This window comes from Rhodococcus sp. X156, assembly GCF_004006015.1.
Classification (GTDB): Bacteria; Actinomycetota; Actinomycetes; order Mycobacteriales; family Mycobacteriaceae; genus X156.
The window spans coordinates 3,596,224-3,611,870 of the sequence record NZ_CP034766.1; the positions used below are offsets into that span (position 1 = coordinate 3,596,224).

Sequence of the window (15,647 nt, forward strand, 5' to 3'; positions counted from 1 at the left end):
AGCTTCACGGTACGAAGTCCACCTTCGAGACCGTCATGCGGCCTCCATCGTCGACCACGGTCACTCGTAGTCGGTAGCTGCGGTCCTCCGGCTGCGGGGACGAGGAGTTGGAGACCTTGGCGCTGGAGGCGACCAGCACCACCCCGGTGTTGTCGTCGAGCCGCTCCAGGGCGGAGGCCTCGATGGTGCCGGCGGAGTCGACTTGCGCCTGCTGCACCACCTGGATGTAGGAGTCCTTGCCGGCGCCGAACTCCTCGGCGAAGGTCCCGCTGGACCCGTCAAGCAGGTTCTGCACGTCCTCGGCCGCGGTCTGGTGCCGGATGTTCGTCAGGTTGAGCACGCCCTGCCGCGCGGTCTGCACGAACGCCTCGCGCCGGGCGTCGTCCTCGGCGGAGGTGGTGGCACGCAACAGCAGCACCGTGGCCGCGGCCAGCGCGAGCACCAGCAGCAGCGCACCGCCCGCCCCCACCAGGGTGCGCACCCGGGGTCGCGACGGGGGCAGGTCGGGCCCTGCGCCGGCCGGGGCAGCCGTGGCCGAGTCAGCCGGGGTGGAGGCAGCCGGGGTGGAGTCAGCGGTGGTGGCGGTGCTCGCCTTGACCAGCGACGGACGCTCGATCTTCGCGGTCTCCTCGACGGGAGCCGGTGCCGGTGCTGGTGCTGCGGTCGGCGCCGGAGATGCAGTCGGTGCGGCCGTGGACTGCGGCTCCTCCGCCGTCTCGGTCTGCTGCGGGGCGGTGGAGCCGACTTCACCGGCCGCCGGGCCCTGGGCCCTGGTGGCTCTCCTGCGTGAACGTTGCTGCACTACCAGCTCACTTCGTGTCACTACTGCTCTGATCCCGTCGGTGCTGTCAACAGCTGCTGCCAGGTCATGCCGGGTCGGTAGGTGCTGCCCATGGCGAGGTCGGCCTGGGCGTAGGTCTTGCCGTCCGATCCAACATACTTGCCGGTAACGGGGTCGTAAGGTGCCGTGGCCGTGACGGATTGAGGCGTGGGCTGCACCTCCGGCGCCGCTGCCGACTGGGCCGTCACCGGCTGCGACGGCGTCGTCACGCCGGGGTTGGTTCCGACGGGGACGTAACCCTCCGGGTCGCGGCACAGCTCGGGCGTCGGCGCCCGCTTGCCGGGCACCTCGGCGCAGGGCAGGTTGCGCACGCCGCGCACAGCCACCCCGTTGGCCGCGTCCTGCGGGATCTTGCAGTACAACCCGTCCGGGGTGAAGGGCACGTCCACCTCGGTGGCCAGCCGCCGCTCCGAGGCGGGCAGGTAGCCGGTGGTGCACGGCGGTGGCGTGTTGAGGGCGTAGACGAAGTCCAGGTTGGCTCGGCCGGTGCCGGCCGAGGGGAGCACCACCGACACCAGCGCGGCGGCCAGCGGTGGGTAGATCACCAGCACCTGTTCCAGCGCAGCGTTGTAGGTGACCGCCACCTGCCCGACGCTGGTCAGGTTGGCCAGCAGGATCGGCAGCGTGGGCTGCAGGTCCTGGAACAGCGCGGTCGCCTCGCGGGAGAAGGGCTGGCCCTTCACCAGCAGCGCACGCACGTCGGAGTCGCTGCTGCGGACCTGGTCGGTGAACGTGGCCAGGTTGCTGGTCCACGCCCGGATGGCGTCACTGGTGACCACCTGGGTGTCCAGCAGCGGGCCGAGCTCCTCGAGCAGCGTCCGGGTGGGCCCGATGTTGTTCTGCGCCTCCTGCAGGAACAGCCGGGTGCTGTCCAGCAGGCGCTGCAGGTCGGGGCCGGAGCCGCTGAAGGCGTTGAAGGACTCGTCCACCACCTTGCGGAAGTTGCCGGGCGGGATGCTCGCCACCAGCGCGTTGGCCTGGTCGAGCAGCGGCCCCACCTCCGAGGGCACGGTGGCCCGGCCGAGGGGCACCACGTCGCCGTCCTGCAGGAACGGCCCGCTGGCGGTGCGCGGCATCAGGTCCACGTACTGCTCACCGATGGCCGAGACGCTCTTCACGGCCACGTCGAGGTCGCTGGGCACCTCGGCGCCGGAGTCGACGGACAGCTCCGCCTCCACCCCGGTGTCGGTGAGCCGCACGGCCGAGACCTTGCCGATGGTGTTGCCGCGGTAGGTGACGTTCGCGAACGGGTAGAGACCACCGGCGGCGGGCAGCTGCACCGTCACGGTGTGCCGGCCGACACCGACCAGCGCGGGCAGCTGGATGTAGTACAGCCCCATCACCGTCACGCCGACGACGGTGAGCACCGCGAAGATGGCGAGCTGCATGCGGACGAAGCGGGAGAGGATCACTGGCCGGTCCCCGTTCCTGCTGGCTGGCCGGGCAGCGCCTGGCTGGGTGGTTGCTGCTGCGGCGGGGTGTTCAGCGGCGCCTGCAGCGGGTCGGCCGCGGTGGTGCCCTGCCCGGCGTTCTGCTGGAGCACGTTCTGCAGCTGGGTGAGCACCCCGTAGAACGGCGTTCCCTTGAGCAGGGCGCTGTCGGTGCGGGCCAGCGTCAGGTCGATGGTGATGCCCAGGTTGGCGTAGTCGCCGTGGAAGGCGTTCTTGAAGGAGTTCATCGGGAACGGGAACGTGCCGAGCACGCTGAGGCTCTCCGGGAGGTCCTTGCCCGCGTCGGCGAGCGCGGCGAGGCTGGGTGAGAGGTACTGCAGGTTGGCGATGAGGTCGTCCTTGGAGCTGGTGACCACCCGGGTGGCGGCGTACCCGAGGTTGCCCAGGGACGCGAGCGTGGTGGTGAGGTCGGCGCGCTGCTGGTTGAGCACGGCCAGCGCCGGCGGGATGGAGTCCAGCGCCCCGCCGAGCACCTGGTTCTGCTGGGCCACCTGGCCGGCGAGCCGGTTGAGGCCCTCCATCGCCCGGATGATGTCCTGCTTCTGGGTGTCCAGCCCGGTCAGCAGGGTGTTCAGCTGGGTGAACAGGCTGCGCACCGAGTCCTCGCGGCCCTTGAGCGCGTTGTTCAGCTCGGAGGCGATCTCCTGGATCTGCGACAGCCCGCCGCCGTTGAGCACCACCGACAGCGACGACAGCGTCTGCTCCGTCGTCGGGTAGGCACCGGCCTGGCTGAGCGGGATGGTGGCCCCGGGCTGCAGCTGGCCGACCGGCGCCTCGGAGACCGGCGGGTTCAGCTCGACGTGGTTGGAACCCAGCAGCGACGTCTGGCCGATCATCGCGGTGGCGTTGGCGGGCAGCTGGACGTCCTCGTTCAGCGACAGCGTGACCTTGGCGTGCCAGCCGACCAGCTCGATGCCGCTGACCTTGCCGACGATGACGTCGTCCACCCGCACCGGGGAGTTCTGGTCGATGGTGGTGACGTTGGGCATCTCCACCTGCACCGTCCACGCTCCGCCCCCGGAGCCCTCCGTGCCCGGCAGCGGCAGCGAGTTCAGTCCCTTGAACTCACACCCGCCGAGCACCACCGACGAGACCAGCACCGCCGCGCCGATCCCGGCCGCACGTCGTGACCTGCTCATCAACGTCCTCCCTCCGGCATCAGCAGACCCGTCAGGCCGGGGACCTTGGGCTCGGCGACGGTCGGCCACTTGACCCCGGTGTAGCCGGGGGCGCCGGGCTTGTCGGCCGCGGGCAGCGTGCCGGTGGCGACGTCCAGCCCGGGCTCGCTGAGCTGGAGGTCGGTCGGCTCGGCCCGGTAGCCGTTGACCGGGTTGAGGCCCAGCGCCGGGTAGTTGAAGTTCAGCGTGTTCAGGTACGGCGCGAGGTACTGCACGCACAGCTTCGCGCTCTGGTCCGCGGCGGCGGTGGCGAGCCCAGCGATGCCACCGCAGATGAAGTTCACCGGGTTCTGGAAGTTGGAGATGGCCAGGTTGCCGACCAGGGAGTTGTGCCCGGGCTGGTAGATGTTGAAGAAGTTGGCCAGCGAGTTGGGTCCGGAGTGCAGGATCCGCTCCACCTCCGGGCGCTTGTCGGCCAGCACCTGGGTGACGTCGGCGAGGCTGCTCACCGCCTCGGACAGCCCGGTCCGGTTGCTCCGCACGAAGCGCTCCACGTCGCCGACCGCGATGTTCAGGTCGGCCAGCGCCCCACCCAGTGCGGTGGTGTTCTTGGCCAGCACGTCCGAGACGCTGGCCAGGCGGCCGCCGAACTCCACGATCTGCCGGTCGCTGGCCGCCAGCGCACTGACGAAGACCTGCAGGTTGCGCACGATCGAGAAGAGGTCGTCCCGGCCGTCGGAGAGCGTCTTCATGGCCAGCGAGAGCTGGTTCAGCGTCTGCCGCAGCGACTGCCCGTTGCCGTCCAGCGCGGCGGCGGCGGAGTTCACGGTCTCCCCGAGCGCCCCGGTGGTGCTGGACTCGTTGGGGCCCAGCGCGGTGGCCAGGGTTCCCAGCTGGTCCTTGATCTCGTCCCACTCCACCGGCACTGCGGTGCGGTCCTCGTTGAGCACCGCGTTGTCGGCCATCACCGGCCCACCGTCGTAGACCGGGGCCAGCTGGACGAAGCGGGAGGAGACCAGGCTCTGGGCGACGATGAGGGCCTTGGCGTCCGCCGGCACCGGCTGGTCGGCATCCACCGACATCGTCACCTTGGCGCGGTCGCCCTCCGGCTCGATGGAGTCGATGGTGCCCACCTTCACGCCGAGCACGCGGACGTCGTCGCCCTCGTAGATGCTCGTGGTGGAGGTGAAGTAGGCGACGACGGTGTGCTGCTTGGTGCCCGGCAGCAGCACGTAGGTGGCGGCGGCGAGCACCGCGACGACCAGCGCGATGATCGCGCCGCGGACCACCATCGACCTGGTGCTCATCGGCCACCTCCCGGTGCGGGGGCAGCAGGGGCAGCCGGTGCCGGTGGCTGGCCGGCCTGCGCCTGGTTGAGGTAGGGCTGCAGCGCAGCGTCCACCAGGGGCTTGACGTTGTCGCCGGGGATCAGGTTCTGCACGTAGGCGTTGAAGAACGGCCCGCTGGAGACGGCCTCACCCAGGGTGATCTGGTACTTCGACAGCCCCTCGAGGCCAGCGTTGAGGTTGTCCCGGTTCTTCTGCAGCACGTCCAGCACCGAGTTCAGCCGGGTGAGGGTGGGGCCGAGCTGGGCCTCGTTGTCAGCCACCAGCCCACGCAGCTGGTTGGCGACGGCCTGCACGTTGGTGAACAGCTCGCCGATCACCCGCCTGCGGTTGTCCAGCTCACCCAGCAGGGTGTTCCCGTCCAGCACCAGGGTGTTCAGCTGGGTGCTGCGCTGGGAGAGCACCGTGGTCACGCTCTCCGCGTTGCGGAGCAGGTCCTGCAGCAGGGCGTCGCGCGAGCTGATGCTGGCGGAGAGGTTGGTCAGCCCGGTGAGCGCGTTCCGCAGGTCTGGTGGGGTGTTCTGCAGGGTGGCCGCCAGCGTCTTCATCGACTCGCTCAGCTGGTTGGTGTCCAGGGCGTCCACCGTGTCGGTGAGGTCGCCCAGCGCACCGGTCAGGGAGTACGGGGAGGTGTTGCGGCCCTGGGGGATGGGAGTGTCGGTCGGCAGCTCCCCCGGCCCGGCGGGCCGGACCCCCAGCGCCTTGCGGCCCAGGATGGTGCTGGTCTCGATGTCCACGCCGGTGTCCTGCCCCAGGGTGATGCTGTCGCCGACGGTGAAGGTCACCAGCACCTGCGGCCCGCTCAGCTTGACGCTCTCGACCTTGCCGACGTTCACGCCGGCCACGCGGACGTCGTCGCCCGGGTTGATGCCGGCAGCCTCGGGGAACAGGGCCTGGTACTCCGTGCCGCTGGCGAAGATCGGCAGCTTGTCGTAGTTCAGCGCCGTCATCACCAGCCCCGCGGTCACCACGATGCCGACCGCCCCGATCGGCACCGGGTTCATCTCGCGAAAGCGCCTCACGCCGCGCACCTGCCCGTCTTCTGGTCGTTCAGCGTGACCGTGGTGGGCTTGCCGTCCGGGCCGGTCAGCTTCAGCACGATCTGGCACAGGTAGAACTGGAAGAAGCTGCCGTAGACGCCGGTGCGCACCAGGGCCGCGTAGGTCTCGGGCAGCCGCGACACCACGCTGTCGATCTCGCCCTTGCCCTCGTCCAGCACGGTGGCCAGCCGGTTGCCCTGGTTGATCGCGCCCTGCAGCGGCTCGCGGCCGTCCAGCAGCAGCGAGGTCAGCTGGTTCGTCCCGGTGTTGACGCTGTTCAGGGCGTCACCGATCACCGCCCGGTCCCCGGAGAGCCCGCTGACCAGCTGCTGGAGCTGGGTGACCGTGGTGTCGAACTGGGTGCTGCGGGTGGCGACGGTGTCGAGCACGGTGTTGAGGTTGGTGACCACCTGACCGATGAGCTGGTCCCGGTTGGCGAGGGTGTTGGTCAGCGAGCCGGTGCGGGCCAGCACCGACTGCACGGTGCCGCCCTGGCCCTGCAGCACCATGATGATCTCCGAGGACAGCTGGTTGACCTGGGCCGGGTCGAGGGCGCGGAACAGCGGCTTGAACCCGTTGAGCAGCTCGTCGAGGTCGAGGGCGGGCGTGGTCTGGGAGGCGGGGATCGAGTCACCGTCCTCCAGCGGCAGCGGGTTGCCCGAGCCCTCCAGCAGCTCCAGGTACCGGTCGCCGGTGAGGTTCTCGTAGCGGACCACTGCCTTGGTGCTGGCGGCGAGGCGGTACTTGGTGTCCACCTCGAAGTCCACCTGCGCCGTGTTGTCCGCGGTGACCTTCACCCCGTTGACGGTGCCCACCGGCACGCCCGCGATGCGCACCCGCTCGCCGGTCTTGATGCCGGAGGCGTTGGTGAACAACGCCTGGTAGGAGGTGGTCGGCGTGAACCGGATCTGGCCGAAGATGACCACCAGCCCGGCCAGGATCAGCACCATCACGGTGGTGAAGACACCCAGCTTGACCAGGGTGGAACGGGCCGAGGTCATGAGCCTCCTCCGGCTTGCTCGCCCTGCAGGTAGTCGATGATGTCGGGCACCCGCGGGGTCTGGACGTTGGTGCCCGGCTTGTTGGGGTTGCTGCCGGTGTTGGTGACCAGGTACTTCCCCGGCAGCTGGTCCAGGGTCAGGTTCGGCAGGCCGTTGCACCGCGGGCCGCCGGAGGCGCCGATCACGGGCAGGCTCTGCGGGTACTGGTAGATGTCGCCGCCGGCGATGAACGAGGTGTCCACGCCGATCCAGGGGTTGATGCCGCCGGCGATCTCCTCACCGAGCCCGCGGGCGGTGTTCAGACCCTTGAAGAAGCAGGTGAACTCCGGGGAGTACTCGTAGAGCAGCGCGGTGGTCGGGCGCAGCAGGCTGACCACGTCGGCCAGCCCTGCCTGGTTGGTGTTGAGCACCTGGGTGCCCACCGTGCCCAGCCCGGTGAGCCCCAGCAGCAGCTGGTCGAGGTTGCCCTGCTGGTCCACCACGGTGTTGCTGGTGGTGGTGAGGTTCTCCAGCGTGCGCAGCAGCCCGTTGGCCGAGTCGGCGTAGACGTCGGCCACGATGGCCCCCTTCTGCAGGTCGTTCTGCAGGGCCGGGATGCTGGGGTTGAGCTGGGTGAGGACGTTGTTGGCCTGGTCCAGCGTCTCGCCGAGCTGGGTGCCCCGGCCGCGCAGAGCCTCGGCGATCGCGCCCAGGGTGGCGTTGAGCTTCTGCGGCTGGGTGGCCTCCAGGAGCCGGTTGAGGTTCTGGAAGACGGTGTTGAACTCCACCGTCACGTTCTGCGAGGCGATCCGGGCACCCGCGGCGATGGGCGTGGCGGAGGGCTGCTCGGGTGGCAGGAAGTTGACGAACTTGGCACCGAAGACCGTGGTGGACTTGATGTCCACCCCGGAGTTGGCGGGGATGAGCCGCAGCATGTCCGGCTGCAGCGCGAGGGTGATCTCGGCGTCGTCACCGCTGACGCGCACCTCCGACACCCGGCCCACCTCGACGCCACGCACCTTCACCTTGGCGCCGGGATCCATCACCAGGCCGGTGCGGGCGGTGGAGATGGTGACCGGCACCGTGCTGGTGAAGCTGCCCCGAAACATCCCCAGCGCCACGACGACGATGGCCAGCAGCGCGACGACCAGTGCCAGCGCCGCGAGCTTGTAGTGGTGTCGCACCATGGCTAGCCCCTCATCCCGACAGGTTGAAGTTGCCGGTGCCGCCGTAGATGGCGAGGGAGACGAGCAGGGTCACCACCACCACGGCGATGAGCGAGGCGCGCACCGCGTTGCCGACGGCCTCACCCACGCCGGCGGGACCACCGCTGGCGGTGTAGCCGTAGTACGTGTGGATCAGCATGATGACCACGGCCATCAAGATGGCCTGCAGGAACGACCACAAGATGTCGGTAGGTATCAGGAACGTCGTGAAGTAGTGGTCGTAGACCCCGCCTGACTGCCCGTAGATCACCACCGTGGCGAACCGGCTGGCCAGGAAGGACATGATCACGGCCAGCGAGTACAGCGGGATGATGGCGATGAGCCCGGCCACCACTCGGGTGGTGACCAGGTAGGGCATGGAGGGGATGCCCATCACCTCCAGGGCGTCGATCTCCTCGCTGATCCGCATGGCGCCGAGCTGGGCGGTGGAGCCGGCGCCGATGGTGGCGGCCAGGCCGATTCCGGCGATGACCGGCGAGGCGATGCGCACGTTGATGAACGCGGCGAAGAACCCGGTGAGCGCCTCCACGCCGATGTTGCCCAGCGAGCTGTAGCCCTGCACCGCGATGGTCGCGCCCGAGGCCAGCGTCAGGAACCCCACGATGACCACGGTGCCGCCGATCACGGCGAGCGCTCCCGAGCCCATGCTGATCTCGGCGATCAGCCGCAGGGTCTCCTTCTTGTAGTGGGTGACCGCCCGCCAGGACCAGCGCAGCGCGGTCCAGTAGAAGACAGCCTGCTCGCCGAAGCTGTCCGTGGACCCGGAGAAGCGCTGGCCCACGCGCCGCGTGCGGGGGAACTTGCCGGTCATCGCGATAGCCATCGACTCAGCCCGCCGTTGCCTTGATGCCGACCGCGGTGACGATCACGTTGATGACGAACAGACCCATGAAGGAGTAGACCACCGTCTCGTTGACCGCGTCACCGACGCTCTTGGGACCGCCCTTGACCGACAGCCCGCGGTAGCAGGCCACGAGCCCGGCGATCAGGCCGAACAGACCCGCCTTGACCTCGGAGATCACGACCTCGGGCAGGTGGGTGAGCAGGGTGAGCCCGGAGACGAAGGCCCCGGGGTTGACGTCCTGCAGGAAGACCGAGAAGAAGAAGCCGCCGAGCAGGCCGATGGACACCACCAGCCCGTTGAGCAGCAGCGCCACGAAGGTCGAGGCCAGCACCCGCGGGACCACCAGGCGACGGATGGGGTCGATGCCCAGCACCTCCATCGCGTCGATCTCCTCGCGGATGGTGCGGGCGCCCAGGTCGGCGCAGATGGCGGTGGCACCGGCACCGGCCACGATGAGCACGGTGACGATCGGGCCGACCTGGGTGACCGCGCCGAGCGCGGCGCCGGCACCGCTGAGGTCGGCCGCGCCGATCTCCTTGAGCAGGATGTTCAGGGTGAAGCTGACCAGCACGGTGAACGGCAGCGCCACCAGGACGGTGGGCAGCATGGAGACCCGCGCGATGAACCAGCACTGGTCGACGAACTCGCCCCACTGGTAGGGACGGCGCCACGAGAACCGGAGCACGTCCAGGGTCATCGCGAAGAAGCTGCCGAGGTTGCGCAACGGCGTGTCGATCAGCGCAGGAACCGCCATCGTCGCGCCCGCCCCCTCTCCGCCTCGCCGACCGGCAGACGTGACGCCCGCCGGGTTCTGAGTGTGACAAGAACCATACTAACTAGAACACGTTACAGCTCTGCGGTGTCAAATCCTGGTAACGGACCTGGCCACCGACCCCGAGTACTCAACGTCGGCAGCGCCAAATAGGTGCGCGGGATCACAGTAGACACTCCGCGGCGCGTATCGAAAGATCGCGCAAACAGCAAATCTGCCCCGGTCGGAGCACCCAGAGCCGGTGCGGTGTCCCAGCTCAGCTGGACGGGGCCGTGCCCCCTGCTGCCTGGCCCGTGCGGGGCGTCGCGATCTGGCGTCCGTGCAGCCGGCCGTAGCCGACGCAGACCAGCCCCAGCGCGGCCAGCACCAGCACTCCGAGCACGGCCGGCCGGTCGGCGTAGAGCGACGCGGCGTACCGAAAGCTGAGCAGCAGCAGGGCCACCACCGCGCTGCCACCGGCCACCAGCCACACCCGTCCCGCCGACCAGCCGTGCACGCGGGAGCGCAGGGCGGCCTCGATGGTGAGGGCGAAGACCGCGCCCACCACCAGGTCCACGCCGTAGTGGTAGCCGAAGCCCAGGGTGGCGGCCAGGGTGCCGACCAGCCAGAACGTGCCCACCGCGCGCATCGCCCGCCCCATCGGCCGGGTGTGCACGAAGATCACCACCGCCCACGCGGTGTGCAGGCTGGGCATGCAGTTGCGGGGGGTGAAGTCGTTGAACAGCAGGGGCTCGGGTGCCGCGACCACGGGTACCACGTCAGGCCACTGCGTGGAGTAGGCGAACTCCCCACCGTCGGCACCGAAGGCGAACATCGGCCCCACCACCGGGAACAACAGGTAGAGCGCCGGTCCCAGCAGCCCCACCGCCACGAAGGTCAGCATGATGTTGTGCCGCTGCCAGCCCCGCCACAGCTGCACCCCGGCGGCGAACACCGCCATCAGCGGCAGCATCGAGTACACGGTGAGGAAGAAGTAGTGGCCCACCACGCCCAGGTGGTCGAAGAGCCGGCCCACCAGCCACGCCGGGGAGAGCAGCGCGTGGTCGGCGACCGCCAGGTACTCGTCCAGCACCTCCGGGCGCAGCGCCGCCGTCAGCTCCAGCCAGACGTTGCCCAGCGCGGTGGCCGCCACCAGGGCCGCGCCACAGCCCAGCCCCCGCAGGGCGGCGAGCCGCTCGGCGCCGTGCAGTCGAGTCGTGGCGTGCACCGCGAGGCCGGTGAGGGCGACCAGCGCGCCGGCGCCCACCGAGCGAACCTCGCCGTTGACCACCAGCCGAGCCAGCGACAGCACCGCATCCACCGCGAGCGCAGCGCCGAGCGTGGGCCACCACAGCCGCCGGGGCGCGAGCACCAGCGCGATGAGCAGGCCGCAGTAGATGCCCGGCGCGGAGGGCTGCTCGGTGACGTACACGCTGAGCAGCGCCAGGGTCGGGCCGGTGAGCTGCTGGCTCGCGCAGAGTGCCTCCACCAGACCGAGCAGCACCAGACCGGCGAGCACTCCCAGCAGCACCCGCAGGTGCGATCGCAGCCACGCCCGGGTGGTGGTGGTGGGGTCCGCGAGAAGCACAGCAAGACGGTAGTGGACGAAGACCGCTCCCGGCTTCGTGCCAGCCTGTAGGGGGAGCGCGCGGACCCGGACAGGTCATCGCGGCTCCGCCGTGCGCGGTGCACACCCCCGCTGCCGCGCAGACACCGAGGAGAGGACCCAGGCGTCATGTCGGACATCCGAGCGACGATCGAGCACATCTACGAGGGAGTGCTGCGCCGAAATCCCGGTGAGAGCGAGTTCCACCAGGCGGTTCGCGAGGTGGTCGACTCCCTGGCACCGGTGCTCGAGCGCCACCCGGAGTACACGACCTTCAACATGATCGAGCGCATCTGCGAGCCCGAGCGCCAGATCATCTTCCGGGTGCCGTGGCAGGACGACGCCGGCAACCCGCAGATCAACCGCGGCTTCCGGGTGGAGTTCAACTCTGCGCTGGGCCCCTACAAGGGCGGCCTGCGCTTCCACCCCTCGCTGTACCTGGGCATCGTGAAGTTCCTGGGCTTCGAGCAGGTGTTCAAGAACGCGCTGACGGGCATGCCGATCGGCGGCGGCAAGGGCGGGTCGGACTTCGACCCCAAGGGCCGCTCCGACAGCGAGATCATGCGGTTCTGCCAGTCCTTCATGACCGAGCTCTACCGCCACATCGGTGAGTACACCGACGTCCCCGCCGGCGACATCGGCGTGGGCGCGCGCGAGATCGGCTTCATGTTCGGCCAGTACAAGCGCATCACCAACCGGCACGAGTCGGGCGTGCTCACCGGCAAGGGCCTGGGCTGGGGCGGGGCGCGCGTGCGCACCGAGGCCACCGGCTACGGCCTGGCCTTCTTCGTCTCCGAGATGCTCACCGCGCGCGGCAGCTCGCTGGAGGGCCAGACCGTGGTGGTGTCCGGCTCGGGCAACGTGGCGACCTACGCCATCGAGAAGGTCAACCAGATGGGCGGCAAGGTCATCGCCTGCTCCGACTCCGGTGGCTACGTGGTGCACGAGGACGGCATCGACCTCGACCTGCTCAAGCAGATCAAGGAGGTCGAGCGCGGCCGCATCAGCGACTACGCCGACCGCACGCCCGGCGCCAGCTTCGTCAAGGACGGGTCGGTGTGGGACGTCCCCTGCACGGTGGCGCTGCCCTCGGCGACCGAGAACGAGCTGGACGAGGACGCCGCGGTCCGCCTGGTGCGCAACGGGTGCGTGGCCGTGGCCGAGGGCGCCAACATGCCGACCACCCCGGACGCCCTCGCGGTGCTGCAGGACGCCGGTGTGGCCTTCGGCCCCGCCAAGGCGGCCAACGCCGGCGGGGTGGCCACCTCGGCGCTGGAGATGCAGCAGAACGCCTCGCGGGACAGCTGGAGTTTCGCGTACACCGAGCAGCGGCTGGCCGAGATCATGCAGCGCATCCACGCCGACTGCTTCGAGACGGCCGAGGAGTACGGCGAGCCCGGCAACCTGGTGCTCGGCGCCAACGCCGCCGGGTTCCTGCGGGTCGCCAAGGCGATGCACGCCCAGGGGCTGGTTTAGTCGGCGATCGGCGCCAGCAGCCGAACGATCTCCTCGTGCACCTGCGGGGTGTCGTCCTCCGTGGCCACCAGGCTGAGCAGGAGGGCGGCCCCGCCGGCGAGCACCAGGGCGGCACGGGCGCTCCGCAGGGCCTGCCCCTCGTCGTCGGCACCGGCGAACATCGCGGTGGCCGGGACGGAGAAGCCCTGCCACAGCTCGGTGCGCAGGTCCTCGCGGTCGCGCAGCGCCGCCAGCAGCCCGGGCACGGCGGCACGCACCTCCGGGCGGGAGAACAGCTCGCTGGCGCCGTCGACGACCCACTGCACCCAGCCGCGCCGGTCGGTGCCCGCGAACGGGGTGAGGTCCGGCGCCTCGCCGAGCAGCGCGTCCAGCACCAGGTGCGCCTTGGACGGCCACCGCCGGGTCAGCGCCGAGCGGCCCACCCCGGCGCGGGCGGCGATGGAGCGCATGCTCATCTCCTCCCAGCCCACCTCCAGCAGGAGCTCCCGGGTGGCGGCGAGCGCGGCGGTGTCGATGCGCGGGTCGCGCGGACGTCCTGCGGCTGGTGAACTCATGAAAGCTCCCGACAGCTGGTGAAGAACCATTCCCCTTTTTCGGGGCCAGTGGTACCGTAACAAGGATGTGGCTGGCCCGCGGGGGGCGCACTCCGAGCAGAGGACACGGATGAAGATCGCGGTCACCGGCGGCACCGGGTACCTGGGTGCCCACACCACCAAGGCGCTGCTCGACGCCGGCCACCAGGTGCGCCTGCTGATCCATCCCGACGACTCGCCGCAGGACTCCCTGGGTGCGCTCGGCGTGGACGTCACCGCGCTGGAGACCGTGGTCGGGGACGTCCGCGACGGTGACGTCATCACCGAGCTGCTCATCGGTTGCGACGCGGTGCTGCACGCCGCGGGCATCGTCGGGGTGGACGACAGCCGCGAGAAGCTGATGTGGCAGGTCAACACCCAGGCGACGGCCACCCTGCTCACCCGCGCGGTCGGCCTGGGGCTCGACCCGATCGTGCACGTGGCCAGCTACAGCGCGCTGTTCCCCTGCAAGGACCCGGTGATCGGCCCGGACAGCGAGACCGCTGACGGGCGCAGCGCCTACGGGCGCACCAAGTCCGCCGCCGACCGCATCGCCCGTGGGCTGCAGGCCGGCGGCGCTCCCGTGGTCATCACCTACCCCTCCTCGGTGGTGGGCCCGGCCGCGGGCACCCAGCGAGGCATCACCGCGATGGGCTGGGCCGCCATGCTGCAGCTGGGCATGGCACCCGTCTTCGACGGCGGCATGGCCATGATCGACGTGCGCGACGTGGCCGCCGTCCACACGGCGCTGATGGAGCCAGGCCGCGGGCCGCGCCGCTACGTCTGCGGCGGCGAGATGGTTCCCTTCGGGACCATGGTGGACCTGCTGGAGGAGTTCTCCGGACGCAAGATCCGGCGCATCCCGATGAGCCAGGGCGCCATCCGGACGCTGGGCCGGATCAGCGACCTCGTCGGACGGTTCCTGCCGATGTCGGCAGGCATCAGCTACGAGGCGGCCTGGCTGCTCACCGCGGCCACCCCCATGGACGACTCCCGCACCCGCTCCGAGCTCGGCCTGACCTGGCGCCCGATCCGGCAGGCCCTGATGGACACCATGTGCCAGACCGCACCGGCAGGCGCCCTCGCCAACCCCACCGAGAGGGGCCAGCAATGACCACGCCCGAGCCCGGCACGCCCAGCACCACCCGCGCCTCGCTGGGCACGCCCGGCGTGGGAGCGCCCACCGGTGCCGTGCCCTTCGAGCAGGCCAGGCTGGGACCGCTGACCCTGCGCAACCGCATCATCAAGGCCGCGACCTTCGAGGGCGTCATGCCGCGCGGCACGATCACCCAGGACCTCATCGACTTCCACGCCCGCGTCGCCCGTGGTGGGGCAGCGCTCACCACCGTGGCCTACTGCGCGGTCTCCGCGGACGGGCGGGTGCACCGCAACACCCTGGTGATGGACGGCAAGCAGGACGCGGAGCTGCGCCGGCTCACGGACGCGGTGCACGCCGAGGGCGCGCTGGTCGCCGCCCAGCTGGGCCACGCCGGCTACGTCGCTGACCAGCGGTCCAACCGGATGCCCAGCATGGGGCCGTCCACCCGCCTCAGCGCGCCGGGCATGGGCCTGGTCAAGGCGGCCACCCCGGCCCAGCTCGAGCGGGTGCTGGGCGACTTCCGCCGAGCCGCGCAGGTCGCGGTGGACACCGGATTCGACGCCATCGAGATCCACCTCGGGCACAACTACCTGCTCAGCTCCTTCCTCAGTCCCAACCTCAACCGCCGCAAGGACCACCTGGGCGGCAGCATCGAGAACCGCTCGCGCTTCCCGCGAGAGGTGGTTGCCGCCGTGCGCGAGGTGGTGGGCTCCGGCGTCGCCGTCACCGCCAAGCTGAACATGGCCGACGGCGTCCCCCAGGGGCTGTGGCTGGAGGAGAGCCTGCAGTTCGCCCGGCTGCTGCAGGACGACGGGCACCTCGACGCGATGCAGCTCACCGGTGGCAGCTCGCTGCTCAACGGCATGTACTTCTTCCGCGGCGAGGTGCCGCTGCGCGAGCTCGCCGCCACCCAGGCGACGGTGGTCGGGTGGGGCCTGCGCGCGTTCGGCAAGAAGATGCTGTTCCCGGAGTATCCCTTCGAGGAGGCGTTCTTCCTGCCCTTCGCCCGCCAGTTCCGGGCGGCGCTGGACATGCCGCTGATCCTGCTCGGCGGCATCAACGAGCTGGACACCATCCAGCTCGGCCTGGACGAGGGCTTCCAGTTCGTGGCGATGGCCCGGGCCCTGCTGCGCGAGCCGGACCTGATCAACCAGTACCAGTCCAAGGGCCGCACCACCGGCCTGTGCGTGCACTGCAACAAGTGCATGCCCACCATCTACACCGGCACCCGGTGCGTGCTGGCCGACGCTCCCGAGCCGGCGCTGCACTAGCAACCCGGCACCCGCGGCCCTGCCGC

General features: G+C 70.2%; 14 protein-coding genes. 3 read left to right on the forward strand and 11 right to left on the reverse strand.

The window, feature by feature from the left end:
• Nucleotides 1-4 precede the first annotated feature (4 nt).
• The 10 genes from ELX43_RS16970 to ELX43_RS17015 all read right to left on the reverse strand — a co-directional run bounded on the left by ELX43_RS16970 (nucleotide 5) and on the right by ELX43_RS17015 (nucleotide 11,185).
• On the reverse strand, nucleotides 5-802 hold the full coding sequence (locus ELX43_RS16970; protein ID WP_127784443.1) for a hypothetical protein: 798 nt from the start codon (nucleotides 800-802) through the stop codon (nucleotides 5-7).
• A gap of 20 nt (nucleotides 803-822) precedes the next feature.
• Nucleotides 823-2,253: an MlaD family protein gene (locus tag ELX43_RS16975; protein WP_127784444.1), complete on the reverse strand. Its 1,431-nt coding sequence runs from the start codon at nucleotides 2,251-2,253 to the stop codon at nucleotides 823-825.
• Nucleotides 2,250-3,431 (reverse strand): MCE family protein, encoded by a 1,182-nt coding sequence (locus ELX43_RS16980; protein WP_127784445.1) that lies wholly within the window; start codon nucleotides 3,429-3,431, stop codon nucleotides 2,250-2,252. Before ELX43_RS16980 ends, ELX43_RS16975 begins: the two co-directional genes overlap by 4 nt.
• On the reverse strand, nucleotides 3,431-4,717 hold the full coding sequence (locus ELX43_RS16985) for an MCE family protein (protein WP_127784446.1): 1,287 nt from the start codon (nucleotides 4,715-4,717) through the stop codon (nucleotides 3,431-3,433). Before ELX43_RS16985 ends, ELX43_RS16980 begins: the two co-directional genes overlap by 1 nt.
• Nucleotides 4,714-5,778, reverse strand: coding sequence for an MCE family protein (locus ELX43_RS16990; protein WP_127784447.1), 1,065 nt, complete (start codon nucleotides 5,776-5,778; stop codon nucleotides 4,714-4,716). The genes ELX43_RS16985 and ELX43_RS16990 overlap by 4 nt, the downstream gene beginning before the upstream one ends.
• Nucleotides 5,775-6,797 (reverse strand): MCE family protein, encoded by a 1,023-nt coding sequence (locus tag ELX43_RS16995; protein WP_127784448.1) that lies wholly within the window; start codon nucleotides 6,795-6,797, stop codon nucleotides 5,775-5,777. Before ELX43_RS16995 ends, ELX43_RS16990 begins: the two co-directional genes overlap by 4 nt.
• Entirely contained in the window at nucleotides 6,794-7,963 is a 1,170-nt protein-coding gene (locus ELX43_RS17000; RefSeq protein ID WP_127784449.1) for an MCE family protein, read from the reverse strand. Before ELX43_RS17000 ends, ELX43_RS16995 begins: the two co-directional genes overlap by 4 nt.
• Before the next feature lie 10 nt (nucleotides 7,964-7,973).
• On the reverse strand, nucleotides 7,974-8,825 hold the full coding sequence (locus tag ELX43_RS17005) for an ABC transporter permease (RefSeq protein ID WP_127784450.1): 852 nt from the start codon (nucleotides 8,823-8,825) through the stop codon (nucleotides 7,974-7,976).
• 4 nt (nucleotides 8,826-8,829) lie between these two features.
• On the reverse strand, nucleotides 8,830-9,600 hold the full coding sequence (locus ELX43_RS17010) for an ABC transporter permease (RefSeq protein WP_127784451.1): 771 nt from the start codon (nucleotides 9,598-9,600) through the stop codon (nucleotides 8,830-8,832).
• Between the two features lie 274 nt (nucleotides 9,601-9,874).
• Nucleotides 9,875-11,185: a phosphatase PAP2 family protein gene (locus ELX43_RS17015; RefSeq protein ID WP_127784452.1), complete on the reverse strand. Its 1,311-nt coding sequence runs from the start codon at nucleotides 11,183-11,185 to the stop codon at nucleotides 9,875-9,877.
• 147 nt (nucleotides 11,186-11,332) lie between these two features.
• Between ELX43_RS17015 and gdhA the strand changes: the two genes are divergently transcribed.
• The gene (gene gdhA / locus ELX43_RS17020) at nucleotides 11,333-12,679 is read left to right on the forward strand and encodes an NADP-specific glutamate dehydrogenase (protein ID WP_127784453.1); all 1,347 of its coding nucleotides are present in this window, start codon (nucleotides 11,333-11,335) and stop codon (nucleotides 12,677-12,679) included.
• On the opposite strand, the gene ELX43_RS17025 is transcribed toward gdhA, so the two are convergent.
• Nucleotides 12,676-13,233: a helix-turn-helix domain-containing protein gene (locus ELX43_RS17025; protein WP_127784454.1), complete on the reverse strand. Its 558-nt coding sequence runs from the start codon at nucleotides 13,231-13,233 to the stop codon at nucleotides 12,676-12,678. The two genes, gdhA and ELX43_RS17025, sit on opposite strands and share 4 nt — an antisense overlap.
• Before the next feature lie 109 nt (nucleotides 13,234-13,342).
• Here ELX43_RS17025 and ELX43_RS17030 point away from each other — a divergent pair, with 109 nt between their 5' ends.
• Together ELX43_RS17030 and ELX43_RS17035 are read left to right on the forward strand one after the other, a co-directional pair.
• Complete coding sequence (locus ELX43_RS17030; protein ID WP_127784455.1) at nucleotides 13,343-14,365, forward strand: NAD-dependent epimerase/dehydratase family protein; 1,023 nt, start codon at nucleotides 13,343-13,345, stop codon at nucleotides 14,363-14,365.
• Complete coding sequence (locus ELX43_RS17035) at nucleotides 14,362-15,621, forward strand: NADH:flavin oxidoreductase (RefSeq protein ID WP_127784456.1); 1,260 nt, start codon at nucleotides 14,362-14,364, stop codon at nucleotides 15,619-15,621. Before ELX43_RS17030 ends, ELX43_RS17035 begins: the two co-directional genes overlap by 4 nt.
• Nucleotides 15,622-15,647: the final 26 nt, after the last annotated feature.

Coding starts and splice junctions, on each gene's coding strand:
- gdhA (WP_127784453.1), top strand. CDS start 11,333: ATGTCGGACATCCGAGCGACGATCGAGCACATCTACGAGGGAGTGCTG.
- ELX43_RS16980 (WP_127784445.1), bottom strand. CDS start 3,431: ATGAGCAGGTCACGACGTGCGGCCGGGATCGGCGCGGCGGTGCTGGTC.
- ELX43_RS17035 (WP_127784456.1), top strand. CDS start 14,362: ATGACCACGCCCGAGCCCGGCACGCCCAGCACCACCCGCGCCTCGCTG.
- ELX43_RS16985 (WP_127784446.1), bottom strand. CDS start 4,717: ATGAGCACCAGGTCGATGGTGGTCCGCGGCGCGATCATCGCGCTGGTC.
- ELX43_RS17025 (WP_127784454.1), bottom strand. CDS start 13,233: ATGAGTTCACCAGCCGCAGGACGTCCGCGCGACCCGCGCATCGACACC.
- ELX43_RS17005 (WP_127784450.1), bottom strand. CDS start 8,825: ATGGCTATCGCGATGACCGGCAAGTTCCCCCGCACGCGGCGCGTGGGC.
- ELX43_RS17000 (WP_127784449.1), bottom strand. CDS start 7,963: ATGGTGCGACACCACTACAAGCTCGCGGCGCTGGCACTGGTCGTCGCG.
- ELX43_RS16995 (WP_127784448.1), bottom strand. CDS start 6,797: ATGACCTCGGCCCGTTCCACCCTGGTCAAGCTGGGTGTCTTCACCACC.
- ELX43_RS17010 (WP_127784451.1), bottom strand. CDS start 9,600: ATGGCGGTTCCTGCGCTGATCGACACGCCGTTGCGCAACCTCGGCAGC.
- ELX43_RS17030 (WP_127784455.1), top strand. CDS start 13,343: ATGAAGATCGCGGTCACCGGCGGCACCGGGTACCTGGGTGCCCACACC.